A 17,035-nucleotide genomic window follows, 5' to 3' on the forward strand; every position below is an offset into this window, starting at 1 on the left:
CGGCGGACGTTTCGTGAGCGGGTCGAGATGCCCTGGCCAGAGGTTTATGCCGCCGTCCGGTGGCCGCGCCGGCGCGGTGATAAACGGAAAAGCGACGGATGTGCCGGGCCGGGCGGGCCGAAGGGAATTTCCTTTCCGGGTGGCGGTACGGAATGCCGGCGGGCGGCAATCGGCCATCCCGTGCGCACCGGCCCGTTCTCCTTCCACACCCGTCCCGGTGCCGAGGCTCGACCCCTGTCCGTCCCCGGTCTCACCTCATGTGCACGCCGTGCCGGGAGAGGTACCGCAGCGGATTGACATCACTGCCGTACCCGCGTGCCTTGCGCACCTCGAAGTGCAGGTGCGGCCCCGTGGCCCGGCCGGTGGCGCCGCTGGAGCCCAGCCGGGAACCGGCGCCGACCTTGTGGCCCGGCCTCACCCCGATCCGGGAGAGGTGGCCGTACACGACGTAGTGACCGTCCCGCATGCGCACGGTCACCGCCTTCCCGTAGGCGCCGGAGCGGCGCGCCAGCACCACGGTGCCGGGGCCCACCGAGCGCACCCGGGTGCCGGTGGGCACGGCGAAGTCCACGCCCGTGTGGTGGCCGGCGGCCCAGTCGCCGCTGACCCCGTAGGACGAGGAGATGGAGTACGGCGCGGTGATCGGCCGGGCGTACCCGCCGGCGGCTTCGGCTGCCTCGGCCGAGCCGTGAGGGACCGTCAGCACCAGGGCCGAGGCGACGGCGGCGGGCACCGCGCCGAACAGAGTCAGTTCCTTGAGCGCTGTCATAGGGGCGACCCCACCGCTTCTGACGGTCCGTCGCAATGCGGAAACCCGCCGCACGGGTTAATGGCGTGGACCAATCGGTACGGCGGTCCACCGTCCGTACGACGGGCGCGCCGTGCATAACCGGGCTCGCCCACCGGGCAGGGTGGAGGCAGGGCCGTACTCGCCGGGTCTCCCGCACTCCCCACCGGAGCCGCCGCATGCACGACGACCGCAGCATCGTGGAACACCGCCTCCGCCGCGTACTAGAAGAACGCGTCAGGCCCGCTCTCTACAGCGCCGCCGTGCCGCTGACCGTGGGCCGCTGGGACGCGCCGGGCGAGCCGGTGCCGGTCGCGGAGGGGCTGGCGGCGCCGTACGCACCGGCGGCGGCCGGCGACGCCTGGGGGCCGGCGTGGGGCACCAGCTGGTTCCGGCTCACCGGGCGGGTGCCGGAGGAGTGGGCGGGCCGCACCGTGGAGGCCGTACTGGACCTCGGCTTCGACCGGAACATGCCCGGCTTCCAGTGCGAGGGCCTGGCCTACCGCGCGGACGGCGAGGCGGTGAAGGCGCTCAACCCGCGCAACGCCTGGGTGCGGATCGGCGACCGGGTGGCGGGCGGCGAGGAGGTCGAGCTGTACGTCGAGGCCGCCGCCAACCCGGTGCTCAACGTGCAGCGGCCCACCTACGAGGGCGACCGGCTCACCTCGGGCGACACCCCGCTCTACCGGCTGAACCGTCTGGACCTGGCCGTCTTCGAGCCGGCCGTGTGGGAGTTGATCCAGGACCTGGAGGTGCTGGGCGGGCTGATGGAGCAGCTCCCGGTGGACGACGCGCGCCGGCACGAGATCCTGCGCGCCCTCGAACGGGCCATGGACGCCCTCGACATCGACGATGTGGCGGGCACGGCCGGGCAGGCCCGCGCCGAGCTGGCGCCCGCGCTCGCCGCGCCGGCCCACGCCTCGGCACACCGGCTCAGCGCCGTCGGCCACGCCCACATCGACTCCGCCTGGCTGTGGCCGCTGCGCGAGACCGTCCGCAAGGTCGCCCGCACCTGCGCCAACATGACGGCCCTCATGGACGACCACCCCGACTTCGTCTTCGCCATGTCCCAGGCCCAGCAGCTGGCCTGGATCAAGGAACACCGGCCCGAGGTCTTCGCGCGGGTCAAGGAGAAGATCGCGGCCGGGCAGTTCGTGCCGGTCGGCGGGATGTGGGTCGAGTCGGACACCAACATGGTCGGCGGGGAGGCCATGGCCCGGCAGTTCCTCTACGGGAAGCGCTTCTTCCTGGAGGAGTTCGGGATCGAGACCGAGGAGGTCTGGCTGCCGGACTCCTTCGGGTACACCGCGGCCATGCCGCAGCTGGTGAAGCTGGCGGGCGCGAAGTGGTTCCTCACCCAGAAGATCTCCTGGAGCCAGACCAACGCCTTCCCGCACCACACCTTCTGGTGGGAGGGCATCGACGGCACGCGCGTCTTCACCCACTTCCCGCCCGTGGACACCTACAACTCCGACCTGAGCGGCCGGGAGCTGGCGCACGCGGCACGCAACTACCGCGAGAAGGGCCGCGGCACCCGCTCCCTCGTCCCCTTCGGGCACGGCGACGGCGGAGGGGGCGCGACGCGCGAGATGCTGGCGCGCGCGGCCCGCGTGCGCGACCTGGAAGGCTCGCCCCGCGTCGAGATCGAGCGCCCCGCCGCCTTCTTCACCAAGGCGCACGAGGAGTACGCGGACGCCGCGCCCGTATGGGTCGGTGAGCTGTACCTGGAACTGCACCGCGGCACCTACACCTCGCAGGCCAAGACCAAGCAGGGCAACCGCTTCAGCGAGTCGCTGCTGCGGGAGGCGGAGCTGTGGGCGGCGACCGCCGCGGTCCGCGTGCCGGGGTACGCCTATCCGTACGACGCGCTGGAGCGGCTGTGGAAGACGGTCCTGCTCCACCAGTTCCACGACATCCTGCCCGGCTCCTCGATCGCCTGGGTGCACCGCGAGGCGCGGGAGACGTACGCCCGGGTCCACGCCGAGCTGCGGGACATCGCCGACGCCGCGCAGCGGGCGCTGGCCGGGCCGGGCGAGACGGAGATCGTCTTCAACGCGGCGCCGCACGCCCGGCACGGCGTACCGGCCGGCGGCGCGGCCCGCGCGGCCGGCACCGGGGACGCGCCGGTCGCCGTCGCCGAACGGCCCGGCGGCGGCTGGACGCTCACCAACGGCCTGCTGCGCGCCGAGGTCGACGGCCGCGGGCTGCTGGTCTCCGTGTACGACCTGCGGGCCCGCCGCGAGACCCTGGCGCCGGGCGGCGCAGGGAACCTCCTCCAGCTCCACCCCGACCTGCCCAACTTCTGGGACGCCTGGGACCTGGACGCCTTCTACCGGCACCGCGTCACCGACCTGACCGGCGCCGAGGAGCTGCGGCTCACCGCCGACGGGCCGGAAGCGGCCACCGTCGAGGTACGCCGCGCCTTTGGGGACTCCACGGTCGTCCAGACCCTCACCCTCCGGGCCGGTGCCGCCGTCCTGGACCTGACCGCCGACGTCGACTGGCACGAGCGCGAGAAGATCCTGAAGGCGGCCTTCCCGCTGGACGTGAAGGCCGACCGGTCGGCGGCCGAGACCCAGTTCGGCCACGTCCACCGGCCGACCCACACCAACACCTCCTGGGAGGCGGCCAAGTTCGAGATCTGCGCGCACCGCTGGCTCCGGGTCGAGGAGCCCGGCTGGGGCACCGCGCTGGTCAACGACTCCACGTACGGGCACGACGTCACCCGCGACGTGCGCGCCGACGGCGGCCAGACCACGACCGTCCGGCTGTCGCTGCTGCGTGCCCCGCGCTACCCGGACCCCGAGACCGACCAGGGCCGGCACCGGCTGCGGTACGCGCTGGCGCCCGGCGCGGGGACGCTGGACGCGGTGCGCGAGGGGCACTGGATCAACCTTCCGGAGCGCACGGTGACGGGGTCACGGGCGGTCGCGCCGCTGGTCGCCGTGGACGACGACGCGGTGGTCGTCGAGGCGGTCAAGCTCGCCGAGGACCGCAGCGGCGACGTCGTGGTGCGGCTGTACGAAGCGGCCGGCGGGCGGGCCCGTGCCACGCTCGCCGCGGGCTTCCCCGTGACCGCGGCGCACGCCACCGACCTGCTGGAACGGCCGCTCGCCGATGCGCCGTCGTACGCGCTGACGGACGACGGGCGGGTGGCGCTCGCGCTGCGGCCGTTCCAGATCCTCACGCTGCGGCTCGCACGGGACGCCTAGGCTCGGCGGACCCGGCGCAGGCCCACGTACTCCAGCTCCGCGAAGACCGCGACGATCACCGCGCCCGCGCCGAGGAACAGCCGGCCGAACCCGGTCAGCGGGACGAGGTCCGTGCAGGCGAGGACGGCGAACGCGGCGCCGCACACGGCGTTCAGCGCGATCGCCGCGCCCACGAGACGCAGCGGCAGCACCGGCATCCGGGCCAGCAGCCAGAACGCCACGGCGCCGGCCACCATGCCGCAGCCCGAGACCACCGCCAGCGCGCGCGGCAGGCCCAGCGGGGTGGCGGTCAGCGCGCTCTCCACCAGCATCAGCACCGCGAACGCGGCCGTGCTGACGCTGTCGGTCCGCAGCACCGTCCGCAGCAGCCGGGACGCGTCACGGGTGGCGCTGCCGCCCAGGGCGGTGCGGGGCGAGGTCGAGGTGGTCATGCGGGCCTCCTTGGCCTACGGCGGTGCGTACGGGCGGTCCGTACGCACCGCACCGTCGCAAGGCACGAGGAGCACGGGCAATGACCTCCGAGGTCATGGACGCCACGACGGGCCCGGCTAGGCTCACCGGTATGACCGCCCAACTCGCCGACGCCGCAAGCCCGTACGCGTCGGACGGCCCGCCCGCCGACCGGCCTCGCGTCGGCACGATGCTGCGCGACTGGCGGCGCCGCCGCCGGCTCAGCCAGCTCGAACTGGCCCTGCGCGCCGGGAGTTCCGCGCGCCACCTGTCCTGCGTGGAGACCGGCCGGGCCCGCCCCAGCCGCGCCATGGTGCTGCGCCTCGCCGACCACCTCGACGTCCCGCTGCGGGAGCGCAACGGGCTGCTGCTGGCGGCCGGTTACGCGCCCGCCTACCGGGAGAGCGCGCTGGACGAGGAGGGCATGCGGTCCGTGCGCGGCGCCCTGGACATGATGCTGGCCTCCCACCTGCCCTACCCGGCCGTGGTCGTCGACCGCGGCTGGAACGTCGTCGCCGGCAACCCCGCCATGGGCGTCCTGCTCGACGGCGCGCCCCCGGGGCTGCTCGCACCCCCGGCCAACGTGGCCCGCCTCGCGCTGCACCCCGAAGGGCTCGCGGCCCGCTGCACCAACCTGCCCGAGGTGCGCGCCCACTTCCTGGAGCGGCTGCACCGCCAGGCCGAGGCCACCGGTGACCCGGGCCTGCGCGCGCTGTACGAGGAGGTGCGCGCCTACGGCCCTCCGGGGGCGGCGGCCGGGCCCGCCCACGGGGACGGCGAACCGCGGCCCCCGGAGGCCGTCGTCCCGCTGCGCTTCATGAGCCCGCACGGCGAGCTGGCCCTGTTCAGCACGATGGCCGTCATCGGCGCGCCCAACGACGTCACCCTCTCCGAACTCGCCATCGAGCTCTTCTTCCCGCTCGACGACCGGACGGCGGAGGTGCTGCGCTCCCTGGACGCGTCCGCAGCCGCCTCCTAGGGGCGCTCGCCCGGCAGGCCCTCAGCCGAGCGCCGCCGCCCGCGCGGGACCGCCGTCCGCGATCCGTTCCACCGCGCGCACCACACGCGCGGCGCCGTCCTCGGCGGCCAGCCGCCCTGCGGCCTCCCGGGCCCGTCCGCGCAGCCCGGCGTCGCGCACCGCCGTGCCGACGGCGGCCGCCAGCCGGTCCACGGCGTCCGGCCCGGCCAGCCGCGCGAAGGGCACGGGCGCCGTGGCCGCACCGAGGGCGGTGAGCCGGGCGGCCCAGAACGGCTGGTCGGCGGTGACCGGCACGGGCACGGTGGGCACGCCCGCGCGCAGCCCGGCCGCCGTGGTACCGGCCCCGCAGTGGTGGACCACCGCGGCCGTGCGCGGGAAGAGCAGTGCGTGCGGCAGTTCGCCCACGGAGAGGACGTCGTCCGCCGCCCCGTCCGCCACCAGCCCCGCCCAGCCCGCCTGGAGGATGCCGCGCACCCCGGCCCGGCGCAGCGCCCGTACGGTCACCTCGGCCAGCCGGGCGCCCTCCCCGGAGGCCATGCTGCCGAAGCCCACGAAGACCGGCGGCGGCCCTGCCGCGAGGAAGTCCTCGACCGCGGCCGGCAGGCCCTCCTCCGGCGCCCGGTACGGCCACCAGGTGCCGGTCACCTCCAGACCCGCCCGCCAGTCGTCGGGCCGGGGCACCAGCACGGGGGAGACGCCGTACAGCACCGGCCACCCGGCCCGCTCGCCGCGGCGGCGCACCGCGGCGGCGGAGGCGGGCGGCAGGCCGAGCCGGGCGCGGAGGGCGCGGACGGGACCGGCGTAGAGACGGTCGACGACCTTCAGGGCGGCCGCGCCCGCCAGCCGGTTGCCCCACGGGCCCAGCGACCGTCCGCCCCCGAGGGGCGGCGGGAACGCACGGGTGGGGTGCGCCGGCTGGAGGGACACGCCGAGGCTCGGGGTGCCGGCGGCCTCGGCGAGCTGCCGGCCGAGCGGTGCCGTGGTCGCGGAGAGCAGCATCAGGTCGGCGCCGGGGGCCGCGGCGTCCGCGAGGCCGTCCCCCAGCTCTTCGAGGAAGGCCGCCGCGCGGGCCATCAGGGCGCGCTTGCCGGGAGCCGCCCCGGAGTCTCCCCCTGGCACGGCCGTGCGCGGGTCGGAAGGCAGCGGGCGGTGCTCCAGCCCGGCCGCCCGTACGGCGTCCGCGTACGCCTCGTGCGTGGCGAGCGCCACCTCGTGCCCGGCGGCCCGCAGCCGCGCGCCGAGCCCGGTGTACGGGACCACGTCCCCGCGCGAACCCGCCGCCGTGATGAGGATCCGCATCACGCCTCCCCCTCGCCGGCCGGGCCCGCGCCCTGCTCAGCGCCCCGGTGCGCCGCGTTGGCCCGTACGGCGGCCAGCAGGTACCCGGCGAGCCCCGGCCGCTGTTCGGACGGCGGGACGGTGAGCGCGAAGGCACGCGGATCGGCGGCGAAGTCCGCCGCGATCCGGCAGTGCATGTCCGGCGGGCAGGGCGTGAACCAGCGGATGAGGTGCTGCCGGTGCTCCTCGGCGACCGCCACGGCCCGCTCGCCGCCCGGCGGTTCGCCCGCGTCGAAGGCCGCCAGCAGCCGGCCCCGCCACTCGGCCGCCTCGGCCATCAGCCGCGCCCAGTCCTCCTTGCTGTGCGCGGCCGCGCTGGCCATGGCGTGCCGGTGCCCCTCGCTGTCCTGCCACTTCAGGTCGGCCTCGGTGGCGTAGGTGAGGTCGAAGGAGACCTCGCCGAACACCGCGAACCGCTCCTCCGGGGTCAGCCGTACGCCGGTCTCCTGGACCTCCAGAGCCCGTTCGGCGATCCCCGCCAGCCGCCGCAGCTCGGCGATCTGCTCGGTGAGCTGCCGGTGCCGGGCCAGCAGCCGCTCGCGCGCGTGGTCCTCGGGCCCGGCGAGGATCGCGCGGATCTCCTCCAGCGGGAAGCCGAGCTCCCGGTAGAAGAGGATCTGCTGCAGCCGGGCCAGGTCGGCGTCGCCGTAGAGCCGGTAGCCGGCCGGGCTGCGCTCGCTGGGCGAGAGCAGCCCGGTCCGGTCGTAGTGGTGCAGCGTCCGTATGGTCACGCCCGCGAAACCGGACACCTGCCCTACCGAATAGCTCATGAGCCGCCGCCTTCCGTTCCTCGTCCGCCGGCCACAGCCTGGAGCCTGACGTGGCGTGAGGGTCAAGCGGTACCGGGGCAGGCCCTCAGGCGCGGGGGAACCGGCCCTCCAGCACCGCGGCGAACAGCGCCTCCACGTCCTCGCGGTCCAGGCCCGCCGTACGGGCCCGGTCCAGCCAGTCCGCCAGCTCGGCCCGGAGCACCGCGTCGCCCTCGGACTCCGGCCGGGCGAGCGTGCGGCTCACGAACGTGCCCAGGCCGGGCCGGGGTTCGACCAGGCCCTCGCGCTCCAGCTCCCGGTACGCCTTGAGCGTGGTGTTCGGGTTGACCTTCGTGGCGGCGGCCACCTGCGCTGCCGTCGGGAGCCGGTCGCCCTCCACCAGCGTGCCCAGCCGCAGCGCCTGCCGGACCTGCTGGACGATCTGGAGGTAGGTGGCGACGCCGCTGCGCTTGTCGATGCGGAACTCGACCATGGTCAGCGCCTTTCCGCTCGGGGCGCGCGGTGGCCGTTCAGAGCGGCCGCCGGCGTGTCCACAGCACCGTGAAGGCCACGACCAGGGCGGTGAGCACCAGGAGGAGCGCCGAGCCGCGCCACTGCATGCCCGCCATCTGGTCGAGGTCGAAGTACTCGACGATCTTATGCACGACGCCCTTGTCGGCCAGGCACACGGCCTCCTTCTTGGCGTCGACGCAGGTGCCCCAGCCCAGCAGCCGGCCGTCGGAGGTGCCCAGCCACTGGTCGTAGTTGATCGCGGTGTCCGGGATGTGCGGGAAGTCGCGGGTGGCCGGGCCGGTGGCGGTGCGCGGGTCGGTCAGCCGGACCCGGATCCAGTCCCACACGACCGAGGTGCCGAAGGCGCCGACGAACGTGAGCACCATCGCGGGGACCACGCGCCGTACGAGCATGCCCACGGCGATGCCGAGGGCGGTGAGGAACAGCGCCATGGCGACCGGGACCGGGCCCGTGATGTCGAAGATCGTCCCGCCGAGCCAGTCGCCGTAGTTCACGAGCCGGTTCGCCGGCGACCACAGCGCGGTGAAGGCGAGGGAGATGAGGGTGGTGCTGACGAGGACGGCCAGCAGGGGCAGCAGGACGGTCGCGGCGATCCAGCGGGTCCGCGCGACGGACTGCGTGGTGGCCAGCCGTACGGTGCCGTGCTCCTGCTCGCCCGCGATCAGCGGGGCGCCGAGGAAGATGCCGAGGATGCCGGGCAGCCCGGACAGCGCGTAGAGGCGGTCGAACACCGGCTTGTACGCCTCGTCGAACTTCTCGGCGTAGCGGGTGTCGTTGCCGTACCGCGTGACGAAGTCCACCACGCCGGCACGCTGGTAGAGGCAGTAGCCGCACACCACCACGGTGAGCGCGGCCAGCAGCAGGAACGCCGTGCGGTTGCGGCGCCAGACCAGCCAGGGCAGGCCGTGCAGCGGGCCGCCGCGACCGGCCGGAGCGGCGGTGTCCGCGGTCTTGTTCTTACCGGTCAGCGTGGTCATGCCGCCTCCAGGCGGGTCTCGGGCCGGGCGGCGGCGGTGAGCAGGGGCGGGGCCTCGGGGGAGCGGAGGTAGCCGAGCAGGACCTCCTCCAGGCCGGGCGAGGCGGTCTCCCACGGGCCGTCGGGCACTCCGGCGCCCGGCGCGTCCCCGCGGACGAGGGCGGTGAACTGGCGGCCCGTGACGCGGCTCTCCACGACCGTGCAGGCCGCGGCCAGCGCGCGGGGCACGGCGCCGTCCTCCGTCGCGCCCGTGACCAGGGCGTGCGCGGGCAGCAGCGCGTCGGTGTCACCGGCCATCCGGAGCCGGCCGCCGGCCAGCACCAGCAGGAAGTCGCACATGTCCTCCAGCTCGGGGAGGACGTGGGAGGCCATGATCACGGTCGTGCCGTGCTCGGCGGCCTCGGCCATCAGCAGGCCGGACAGCTCGTGCCGGGCGAGCGGGTCGAGGTCGGCCATCGGCTCGTCGAGCAGCAGCAGCCGGGGCCGCTTCCCGAAGGCCAGCGCGAACGCGACCCGGGTGTGCTGGCCGCCGGACAGCGTGCCGACCTTGGCGGTCAGCGGGATGTCGCCGGAGCGCACGATCCGCTCGGCGGCGGCCTGGTCCCAGCCGGGGTTCAGCTCGCGGCCCAGCCGCAGGGTGTCGGCCACCGAGAACCGCTTGTACAGCGGCTTGTCCTGGGCCAGGAAGGCGAACCGGGACAGCACGGCGGGGTCGGTGACCGGCACGCCGAACAGCTCCAGCGTCCCGGCGGACGGCCGGACCAGGCGGGTGGCGGTGCCGAGGAACGTGCTCTTGCCCGCGCCGTTCGGCCCCACCAGCGCGCAGATCCGGCCGGCCGGGACCCGGAAGGAGACGTCCTGCAGTGCCCATCCCCGCCGGTACTTCTTGCCCAGCCCGCGTGCCTCGACCGCCCAGCCACCGGACCCGTCGTCGCCCCGCTCTGTCGGGTCGCTCATCCGCCGGCCCCCCTTCCCTACTTCCACTAGTTCATTAGTGGAATGAGTATGGGAAGCGACCCGGGCCGCTGTCAATCCAGGTCCTGGCGGTGCCGGGTCGCCGCGGGTCAGGGCAGCAGGAGCTTCCCCAGGTGCCGGCTGTCGTCGTAGTGCCGGTACGTCCCGAACTTCTCCACCGGGACGTAGCCGCTGGACGCGTACAGCTCCAGCGCCTCGGGCTGCTCGGTGCCCGTCTCCAGCACCATGCGGGTGCGCCCCGCCGCCCGCGCGTCCTCCTCCAGTGCCGCCAGGATGCGCCGCGCCAGCCCCCGCCGGCGCGCCTCGGCCGTCACGAACATCCGCTTGAGCTCGGCGTCGCCGTCCGCGTACCCCTCGTCGTCGGCGTCCTGGGCGCGCCAGCCGCCGGTGGCCACCGGCCGGCCGTCCTCGTAGGCGAGGAGGTAGATCCCGTTCGGCGGTACGAACATCTCCGGGTCGAGCGGCGTCAGGTCGGGTTCGCCGTAGCGCACCACGTACTCCTGCTGCACGAGCTCGTCGAGTTTCACGGCGTCGGGATGGTCATAACGAACCGGACGAATCTCCATTCCGGGAATCGTACGGGCGTCCGAAGGGTGGGGCGAGCGTGTTTCCCGGGTCGGCTATCGTGCCCGGATGCTCACCGTGACCACAGCAAACGTCAATGGCCTGCGGGCCGCCTCGAAGAAGGGCTTCGTGCCGTGGCTGGCGGAGACCGCCGCCGACGTGATCTGCCTGCAGGAAGTGCGTGCCGAACTCGACCAGCTGCCGGCGGGGGTGCGGGCGCCCGAGGGCTGGTTCGCCACGTACTGCCCGGCCGCTGCCAAGGGGCGGGCCGGGGTGGCGCTGCTGACCCGCCGGGAGCCGGACCGGGTGCAGGTGGGCTTCGGTTCCGAGGAGTTCGACACCAGCGGCCGCTACGTGGAGGCCGACCTGCCGGGCGTCACGGTCGCCAGCCTCTACCTGCCCTCCGGCGAGGTCGGCACGGAGCGGCAGGACGAGAAGGAACGCTTCATGGCGGAGTTCCTGCCGTACCTGGTGGAGCTGAAGGCCAGGGCGGCGGCGGACGGCCGCGAGGTCGTGGTCTGCGGTGACTGGAACATCGCCCACCAGGAGGCCGACCTGAAGAACTGGAAGGCCAACCAGAAGAAGGCCGGCTTCCTCCCCGAGGAGCGCGCCTGGCTCAGCCGCGTCCTGGACGAGGCCGGCTACCGGGACGTCGTCCGCGCCCTGCACCCGGACGTCGCGGGCCCGTACTCCTGGTGGTCCTACCGCGGCAAGGCCTTCGACAACGACGCGGGCTGGCGCATCGACTACCAGATCGCCACGCCGGGGCTCGCGGACCGCGCGCTGAAGGCGTACGTGGAGCGGGCCGCCTCGTACGACCAGCGGTGGTCCGACCACGCTCCGGTCACGGCGGTCTACGACCTCTGAGGCGTCCCGGGCGGCCGTCCCGGAGGGGCCGGCCGGCGTTCACCCGCGTGTCCGAGTGCGGCACTCCAGCGCGCCGTTTCTTTCACCCGGACATGCGTGTTAGTCGGCATATCTCCTGTTTTCATGCTTTGTTGCGTTTTGTCGACATGCATGCCGCGCGCCGGTTCCGGGCGCGGCGATCCAGGAGAGGAAACGCACCATGCCCTACAGGATCAAGGCCGTATCCGGCGCGCTGGCCGGCGCGGCGCTGCTGCTGAGCCAGGCGGGGACCGCGTCGGCTGTCCCCGCCGAGCGGCCGGCGGCTCCGGCGAAGGGAGACTTCCGCATCGCCAGCACGGCGGACGGCCGCTGCCTGGCCCCCCGTGCCGTCAAGGACGTGCTCGACCTGTCGCTCATCACCTGTGGCAGCCAGGGCGCGACCGACGTGTTCGGCCTGCGGCCGCACGCCGAGCGCTTCCAGCTGCGCAGCGAGGCGAAGAAGGGCTGCCTCGGCACCGACCAGGCCCGCAAGCTGATGTTCCCGTCCTGCTCCGCGAAGCACCTGACGGACTGGACGTTCGTCCGGCACGGCGCGGGCTACCAGATCCGCAGAACCGGCATGGACCCCAGTCGCAGCCAGTTGCGCGCCCCGGTCCGGCCCGACTGCCTCACCGAGGTCCTCGACCGTCTGAAGGGCGACCGCGTCACCCTGAAGCCCTGCTCGGACCGGAACGCCCGGCAGGTCTGGAAGCTGAACCCGGTCCGGCAGGCGGCCTCGCCGAAGCCGGACCCGGCGCAGCAGCCGGCCGGCAAGCCCGAGCCCACCAAGCCCGAGGGCACGAAGCCGGACGCGGCCAAGCCGCAGCCGGCGAAGCCCGGGACGGGCCAGCACCAGGCCACCAAGCCGGCCACCGGCCAGCACCAGGCCGCCGACCCGGCCAAGCCGGCCGCCGGCCAGCACCAGACGGCGCCGCAGCAGAACGGCCAGCACCCGGCCGGCCCGCAGCAGAGCGGCCAGCACCAGACGGCCCAGCACCCGTCCGGTCCGCACCAGGCCGTGCAGCCGGCCCGCCCGGCGGGCGCGTGACCCGTCCCGCGGTGAACTGAGCCCGTCTCCGGCAGCGTGCCGGAGGCGGGCTCAGTCGTTCCCGGTGGCCCCGCCGTCCCGGTCGTCGCCGGTGCCGCGGGTGCCGTCAGCGGCGTCGGCGTCCGGCGCGGCCGGTGCCGGGCCGCCCGCCCAGGAGGCCAGCTCGGCGCCGATGGCCCGGTCCATGGCCATGGACAGCTCGGCGTCCACGATGCTCTTGGACAGCGGGCGGAGCTTGTCGATGGTCTGCGCGAGCCTGGCCAGCTCGTCGGGGCCGAGGGTGGCGCCGGACTCCACGCGGGCCAGCACGTCGCCCAGCACGTGCGTGCGGATGACCGTGAGGAACAGCTGGGCGAGCGCGTCGGCGTGCGCGCGCACCTGCCGCCCGGCGTCCAGCACGGCGGCCAGTGGTACGCCCTCGGCGACCAGGTCCGTGGAGGCGTCCAGCAGCCGCCGGCTGATGTGCACGAACTCGTCGCCGTCGACGGCGAGGTAGCCGATGTCCAGCGACGTGGCGAGGTTGTCGGCCGTCACGTGGTCCTGGAAGTGGTCGGCCAGCTCCTCCGGGGTGAGCCGGACGGGGGTCTCCTCCGAGAAGGGCGCGACCAGCGAGGAGCTGTCCAGGCCGAGCAGTTCGCCGACGTCCCGGCCGCTCTCGAAGGCGGTGAGCAGCTGGGCGATGCCGCCGAGGTTGTGGCCGCGCTCCAGCAGGGCCGCGATGGTCCGCAGCCGGGCGAGGTGGTGCTCGTTGTACCAGGCGATCCGGCCCTCGCGGCGGGGCGGCGGGATGAGCTTGCGCTCGCGGTAGAAGCGCAGCGTGCGGACCGTGATGCCGGCTTCCGCCGCCAGTTCGGACATGCGGAACTCGCGTTCCTCGGGGCCGTCCTCGGTGCCTGTGTTCGCTGCCACGGCTTCACCCTATGTCGGGCGCCCGGCCGGGCCGGCAGGTGCAACCGCCGGTAACTTCCTCTCGTTCAACCCCTACCGCTCAGTACGTGCCTGCCCTACTCTCCGACTGTGCCAGTGATTACTGGCGCGGTCGGCGCGGACGACGGTACGGACACAGGAGGCGCGGCATGGCCGAGCGCGAGCACGAGCACGTACGGGTGGCGGTGATCGGATCGGGGTTCGGCGGCCTGGGGGCCGCCGTCCGGCTGCGCCGCCAGGGGATCACCGACTTCGTCGTCCTGGAGCGGGCCGGCTCGGTGGGCGGCACCTGGCGCGACAACAGCTACCCGGGCTGCGCCTGTGACGTGCCCTCCCACCTGTACTCCTTCTCCTTCGCGCCCAACCCCGAGTGGCCGCGGAACTTCTCCGGGCAGCCGCACATCCGGGCGTACCTGGAGCAGGTCACCGACACCTTCGGGCTCCGGCCGCACCTGCGCTTCAACGCCGAGGTGAAGAGCGCGCGGTGGAACACCGGGGAGCTGTACTGGGAGATCGAGACGGCGCAGGGCACGCTCACCGCCGACATGGTCGTGTCGGCCACCGGACCGCTCTCCGACCCGCAGGTCCCCGACGTGCCCGGGCTGGACTCCTTCGAGGGCAAGGTCTTCCACTCGGCGCGCTGGGACCACGACTACGACCTGCGCGGCAAGCGGGTCGCGATGATCGGCACGGGCGCCTCGGCGATCCAGATCGTGCCGGCGATCCAGCCGGCCGTCGACAGGCTCACCGTCTTCCAGCGGACGCCCCCGTGGGTCATGCCGCGCGCCGACCGGAAGATCACCCGCGCCGAGCACTGGCTGCACACCAAGGTGCCCGCCACCCGGGCACTCCGCCGCCAGCTGCTGTGGGGCATCCGCGAGCTCCAGGTCTCCGCCTTCACCAAGCGGCCCAAGGAGTTGGGCCTGGTCCAGGCGCTGGCCAAGGCGCACATGCACCGGGCGGTCAAGGACCCCGTGCTGCGCGCCAAGCTCACCCCCGACTACACCATCGGCTGCAAGCGCATCCTGCTGTCCAACAGCTACTACCCGGCGCTCGCGCAGCCCAATGCGGACGTCGTGGCCTCCGGCCTGAAGGAGGTGCGGGGCAACACCCTGGTCGCCGCCGACGGCACCGAGACCGAGGCCGACGCGATCATCTTCGGCACCGGCTTCCACGTCACCGACATGCCCATCGCCGAGCGGGTGACCGGCGCCAACGGCACGACGCTGGCGGAGGAGTGGAAGGACGGCATGGAGGCGCTGCGCGGCAGCAGCGCGGCCGGCTTCCCCAACTTCCTCATGATCATCGGGCCCAACACCGGGCTCGGCAACAGCTCGATGATCCTCATGATCGAGGCCCAGCTGAACTACATGACCGACTACCTGCGCCAGCTCGACCTGCTCGGCGACCGGGTCGCACTGGACGCCCGCCCGTCCGCTGTGCACGCCTGGTCCGCCGCCATCCAGCAGCGCATGGAGCGCACCGTGTGGAGCACCGGCGGCTGCGACAGCTGGTACCTGGACGCCAACGGCCGCAATACCACGGTCTGGCCCGGTACCACCTCGGAGTTCCGCAAGGTGACCCGCCAGGTCGACCTCGCCGAGTACGAAGTGCTGCGTGCGCCCGTGCGCGAGGGGTCCGAGAACGCCGACAAGACCATGGAGGCCGCCGCATGAGCCGCCCGCCGTACGTCACCACCGGGCGCTACGCGCCGCCCGCGCCCCGCCGCGAGCTGACCGCCACCTCCGCCGACGGCTCCCGGCTGCACGTCGAGGTGCACGGCCCCGAGGACGGACCCGCTGTCGTCCTCGCGCACGGCTGGACCTGTTCCACGGCCTTCTGGGCCCCGGTCGTCCGCGAGCTGGCCACCGACCACAAGGTCGTCGTCTACGACCAGCGCGGCCACGGCCGCAGCCCGGCGGCGGGCCCCGGCGGCTACAGCACCGATGCGCTCGCCGACGACCTCGAAGCGGTGCTGGCCACCGCGCTGGAGCCGACCGAGAGAGCCGTACTCGCCGGGCACTCCATGGGCGGCATGACCGCCATGGCCGCGGCGCGCCGCCTCGGCATGCGCGAGCGCGCCGCCGCCGTCCTGCTGTGCAGCACCGGCGCCGCCGACCTCGCGGCCGAGGCCATGGTCATCCCGCTGCGCTCGCCCGCCGCGCGTCGCTTCGCGCACCGCGCGGTCCTCGGCTCGCGCGCCCCGCTGGGCCCCGTCACGCCGCCGGGAAAGCGGGTCCTGAAGTACGCCACGATGGGCCCGGCCGCCACCCCCGAGCAGGTCGAGGCGTGCGCCCGCATCGTGCACGCCTGCCCGACCGGGGTGCGTGCCCAGTGGGGCAAGGTGCTCGCGGCCCTGGAGCTGACCGGCGAGGTGGCCCGGCTGGAGGTGCCCACCGCGATCATCGCGGGCACCGCCGACCGGCTCACCCCGATCGTGCTCGCCCGCCGGCTGGCCTCCGTACTGCCCCACTGCCTGGGCCTGACCGAGCTGCCGGGCCTGGGCCACATGACGCCCATCGAGGCGCCGGACGCGGTCGCCGACCGCATTCGCGAACTGGTCAGCGACCACCTGACCGCGGCCGCGCCCGAATCGGCCGCGGTCGCCACCCAGCAGAAGGACACGGCGCGGCGCGCCCGGAAGGCGAAGGAGAAGTCGGCATGAGCGGACGCAGGACCCTGGAGGGACAGGTCATCGTCGTCACCGGCGCGGCGCGCGGCGTCGGTGAACTGCTGGCGCGCAAGCTCTCGGCGCGCGGCGCCAAGCTCGCGCTGGTCGGCCTGGAGCCGGACGAGCTGAAGAAGGTCGCCGCCTCCCTGCACGGCGAGGCGGCCCACTGGCACGCCGACGTCACCGACCACGAGGCGCTCGCCCAGGTCGCGCAGGAGGTGAAGGCCCGCTTCGGCAAGGTCGACGCGGTGGTGGCCAACGCGGGCGTCGCCACCGGCGGCCCGTTCGTCGACTCCGACCCGGTCGCCTGGCGCCGGGTCATCGAGGTCAACCTCATCGGCGGCGCCGTCACCGGCCGGGCCTTCCTGCCCGTGCTGATGGAGTCGCGCGGCTACTTCCTGCAGATCGCCTCGCTCGCCGCGATCACCCCGGCGCCGATGATGACCGCGTACTGCGCGTCCAAGTCGGGCGTCGAGGCGTTCGCGCACAGCCTGCGGGCCGAGGTCGGCCACAAGGGCGTACGCGTCGGCGTGGGCTACCTGAGCTGGACCGACACCGACATGGTGCGCGGCGCCGACCAGGACGACGTGATGCGCGAGCTGCGCCAGCGGCTGCCCTGGCCGGCGAACAAGACCTACCCGCTCGGCCCGGCCGTCGACCGGCTGGTGGCGGGCATCGAGCGCCGCTCCCCGCACGTCTACGGCCAGTGGTGGCTCCGCGGCATGCAGGGCATACGCGGCTACCTGCCCGGGATCATCGGGACCATCGGACAGCGCGAGATCAAGCGCTTCGGCGACCGGCTGGAGGGCATGAAGATCGGCCTGGTGGGGGCCGGTGGCGCGGCGGACGAGAGCGCCCGGTCGCAGCGGTAGCGCACGGAGCGTAATGTCCGAAATGACACTTACGTTCCCAATGTGGCACCCTGGGGTGAGTTCAGTCT

Annotated in this window: 16 protein-coding genes; 7 read left to right on the top strand and 9 right to left on the bottom strand. The window is 74.1% G+C overall.

Annotation, left to right across the window (positions count from 1 at the left end; all coding sequences use genetic code 11):
• Window positions 1-250: 250 nt before the first annotated feature.
• The gene (locus C3486_RS08780) at window positions 251-769 is read right to left on the bottom strand and encodes a M23 family metallopeptidase (protein WP_103832026.1); all 519 of its coding nucleotides are present in this window, start codon (window positions 767-769) and stop codon (window positions 251-253) included.
• A 197-nt stretch (window positions 770-966) separates the two neighbouring features.
• On the opposite strand from C3486_RS08780, the gene C3486_RS08785 reads away from it, so the two are divergent.
• Entirely contained in the window at window positions 967-3,999 is a 3,033-nt protein-coding gene (locus tag C3486_RS08785; protein ID WP_103832027.1) for a glycoside hydrolase family 38 C-terminal domain-containing protein, read from the top strand.
• Here the strand turns inward: C3486_RS08785 and C3486_RS08790 are convergent.
• Window positions 3,996-4,430 carry a hypothetical protein gene (locus C3486_RS08790; RefSeq protein WP_103832028.1) on the bottom strand — a complete coding sequence of 145 codons (435 nt, stop codon included), beginning with the start codon at window positions 4,428-4,430 and terminating at the stop codon, window positions 3,996-3,998. The genes C3486_RS08785 and C3486_RS08790 overlap by 4 nt on opposite strands.
• 131 nt (window positions 4,431-4,561) lie before the next feature.
• Between C3486_RS08790 and C3486_RS08795 the strand changes: the two genes are divergently transcribed.
• Entirely contained in the window at window positions 4,562-5,428 is an 867-nt protein-coding gene (locus tag C3486_RS08795) for a helix-turn-helix transcriptional regulator (protein WP_219822206.1), read from the top strand.
• A gap of 21 nt (window positions 5,429-5,449) precedes the next feature.
• On the opposite strand, the gene C3486_RS08800 is transcribed toward C3486_RS08795, so the two are convergent.
• The 6 genes from C3486_RS08800 to C3486_RS08825 form a co-directional block, all read right to left on the bottom strand.
• Window positions 5,450-6,727 (bottom strand): glycosyltransferase, encoded by a 1,278-nt coding sequence (locus tag C3486_RS08800; RefSeq protein ID WP_103832030.1) that lies wholly within the window; start codon window positions 6,725-6,727, stop codon window positions 5,450-5,452.
• Window positions 6,727-7,536, bottom strand: a complete 810-nt coding sequence (locus C3486_RS08805; RefSeq protein WP_103832031.1) for a MerR family transcriptional regulator — start codon at window positions 7,534-7,536, stop codon at window positions 6,727-6,729. The genes C3486_RS08800 and C3486_RS08805 overlap by 1 nt, the downstream gene beginning before the upstream one ends.
• Before the next feature lie 85 nt (window positions 7,537-7,621).
• Complete coding sequence (locus C3486_RS08810; RefSeq protein WP_103832032.1) at window positions 7,622-8,008, bottom strand: GntR family transcriptional regulator; 387 nt, start codon at window positions 8,006-8,008, stop codon at window positions 7,622-7,624.
• A gap of 37 nt (window positions 8,009-8,045) precedes the next feature.
• Window positions 8,046-9,026 (bottom strand): ABC transporter permease subunit, encoded by a 981-nt coding sequence (locus C3486_RS08815; RefSeq protein ID WP_103832033.1) that lies wholly within the window; start codon window positions 9,024-9,026, stop codon window positions 8,046-8,048.
• Complete coding sequence (locus tag C3486_RS08820; RefSeq protein WP_103832034.1) at window positions 9,023-9,982, bottom strand: ABC transporter ATP-binding protein; 960 nt, start codon at window positions 9,980-9,982, stop codon at window positions 9,023-9,025. Before C3486_RS08820 ends, C3486_RS08815 begins: the two co-directional genes overlap by 4 nt.
• 107 nt (window positions 9,983-10,089) lie before the next feature.
• Window positions 10,090-10,566, bottom strand: a complete 477-nt coding sequence (locus tag C3486_RS08825; RefSeq protein ID WP_103832035.1) for a GNAT family N-acetyltransferase — start codon at window positions 10,564-10,566, stop codon at window positions 10,090-10,092.
• A 67-nt stretch (window positions 10,567-10,633) separates the two neighbouring features.
• Here C3486_RS08825 and C3486_RS08830 point away from each other — a divergent pair, with 67 nt between their 5' ends.
• Window positions 10,634-11,431: an exodeoxyribonuclease III gene (locus C3486_RS08830; RefSeq protein WP_103832036.1), complete on the top strand. Its 798-nt coding sequence runs from the start codon at window positions 10,634-10,636 to the stop codon at window positions 11,429-11,431.
• Between the two features lie 199 nt (window positions 11,432-11,630).
• The gene (locus tag C3486_RS08835) at window positions 11,631-12,497 is read left to right on the top strand and encodes a hypothetical protein (protein WP_103832037.1); all 867 of its coding nucleotides are present in this window, start codon (window positions 11,631-11,633) and stop codon (window positions 12,495-12,497) included.
• A 51-nt stretch (window positions 12,498-12,548) separates the two neighbouring features.
• Here the strand turns inward: C3486_RS08835 and C3486_RS08840 are convergent, their stop codons facing one another.
• Window positions 12,549-13,406: a MerR family transcriptional regulator gene (locus C3486_RS08840; RefSeq protein WP_374936844.1), complete on the bottom strand. Its 858-nt coding sequence runs from the start codon at window positions 13,404-13,406 to the stop codon at window positions 12,549-12,551.
• A 167-nt stretch (window positions 13,407-13,573) separates the two neighbouring features.
• Between C3486_RS08840 and C3486_RS08845 the strand changes: the two genes are divergently transcribed.
• Genes C3486_RS08845 through C3486_RS08855 form a run of 3 tightly spaced genes read left to right on the top strand, consistent with a single transcriptional unit; the run spans window position 13,574 to window position 16,967 of the window.
• Entirely contained in the window at window positions 13,574-15,100 is a 1,527-nt protein-coding gene (locus C3486_RS08845) for an NAD(P)/FAD-dependent oxidoreductase (RefSeq protein ID WP_103832038.1), read from the top strand.
• Window positions 15,097-16,089, top strand: a complete 993-nt coding sequence (locus C3486_RS08850) for an alpha/beta fold hydrolase (RefSeq protein ID WP_103832039.1) — start codon at window positions 15,097-15,099, stop codon at window positions 16,087-16,089. The genes C3486_RS08845 and C3486_RS08850 overlap by 4 nt, the downstream gene beginning before the upstream one ends.
• Window positions 16,086-16,967 carry an SDR family oxidoreductase gene (locus tag C3486_RS08855; RefSeq protein WP_103832040.1) on the top strand — a complete coding sequence of 294 codons (882 nt, stop codon included), beginning with the start codon at window positions 16,086-16,088 and terminating at the stop codon, window positions 16,965-16,967. Before C3486_RS08850 ends, C3486_RS08855 begins: the two co-directional genes overlap by 4 nt.
• Window positions 16,968-17,035 lie beyond the last annotated feature (68 nt).

Origin of the sequence: Streptomyces sp. Ru73 (assembly GCF_002920575.1) — a bacterium.
In the GTDB taxonomy this organism is placed as follows: domain Bacteria; phylum Actinomycetota; class Actinomycetes; order Streptomycetales; family Streptomycetaceae; genus Streptomyces.

Excerpts from the sequence above, each read along its gene's own strand:
- C3486_RS08800 (WP_103832030.1), bottom strand. The coding sequence starts at position 6,727 with ATGCGGATCCTCATCACGGCGGCGGGTTCGCGCGGGGACGTGGTCCCG.
- C3486_RS08825 (WP_103832035.1), bottom strand. The coding sequence starts at position 10,566 with ATGGAGATTCGTCCGGTTCGTTATGACCATCCCGACGCCGTGAAACTC.
- C3486_RS08855 (WP_103832040.1), top strand. The coding sequence starts at position 16,086 with ATGAGCGGACGCAGGACCCTGGAGGGACAGGTCATCGTCGTCACCGGC.
- C3486_RS08830 (WP_103832036.1), top strand. The coding sequence starts at position 10,634 with ATGCTCACCGTGACCACAGCAAACGTCAATGGCCTGCGGGCCGCCTCG.
- C3486_RS08810 (WP_103832032.1), bottom strand. The coding sequence starts at position 8,008 with ATGGTCGAGTTCCGCATCGACAAGCGCAGCGGCGTCGCCACCTACCTC.
- C3486_RS08835 (WP_103832037.1), top strand. The coding sequence starts at position 11,631 with ATGCCCTACAGGATCAAGGCCGTATCCGGCGCGCTGGCCGGCGCGGCG.
- C3486_RS08790 (WP_103832028.1), bottom strand. The coding sequence starts at position 4,430 with ATGACCACCTCGACCTCGCCCCGCACCGCCCTGGGCGGCAGCGCCACC.
- C3486_RS08820 (WP_103832034.1), bottom strand. The coding sequence starts at position 9,982 with ATGAGCGACCCGACAGAGCGGGGCGACGACGGGTCCGGTGGCTGGGCG.
- C3486_RS08850 (WP_103832039.1), top strand. The coding sequence starts at position 15,097 with ATGAGCCGCCCGCCGTACGTCACCACCGGGCGCTACGCGCCGCCCGCG.
- C3486_RS08785 (WP_103832027.1), top strand. The coding sequence starts at position 967 with ATGCACGACGACCGCAGCATCGTGGAACACCGCCTCCGCCGCGTACTA.
- C3486_RS08805 (WP_103832031.1), bottom strand. The coding sequence starts at position 7,536 with ATGAGCTATTCGGTAGGGCAGGTGTCCGGTTTCGCGGGCGTGACCATA.
- C3486_RS08845 (WP_103832038.1), top strand. The coding sequence starts at position 13,574 with ATGGCCGAGCGCGAGCACGAGCACGTACGGGTGGCGGTGATCGGATCG.
- C3486_RS08780 (WP_103832026.1), bottom strand. The coding sequence starts at position 769 with ATGACAGCGCTCAAGGAACTGACTCTGTTCGGCGCGGTGCCCGCCGCC.
- C3486_RS08815 (WP_103832033.1), bottom strand. The coding sequence starts at position 9,026 with ATGACCACGCTGACCGGTAAGAACAAGACCGCGGACACCGCCGCTCCG.
- C3486_RS08795 (WP_219822206.1), top strand. The coding sequence starts at position 4,562 with ATGACCGCCCAACTCGCCGACGCCGCAAGCCCGTACGCGTCGGACGGC.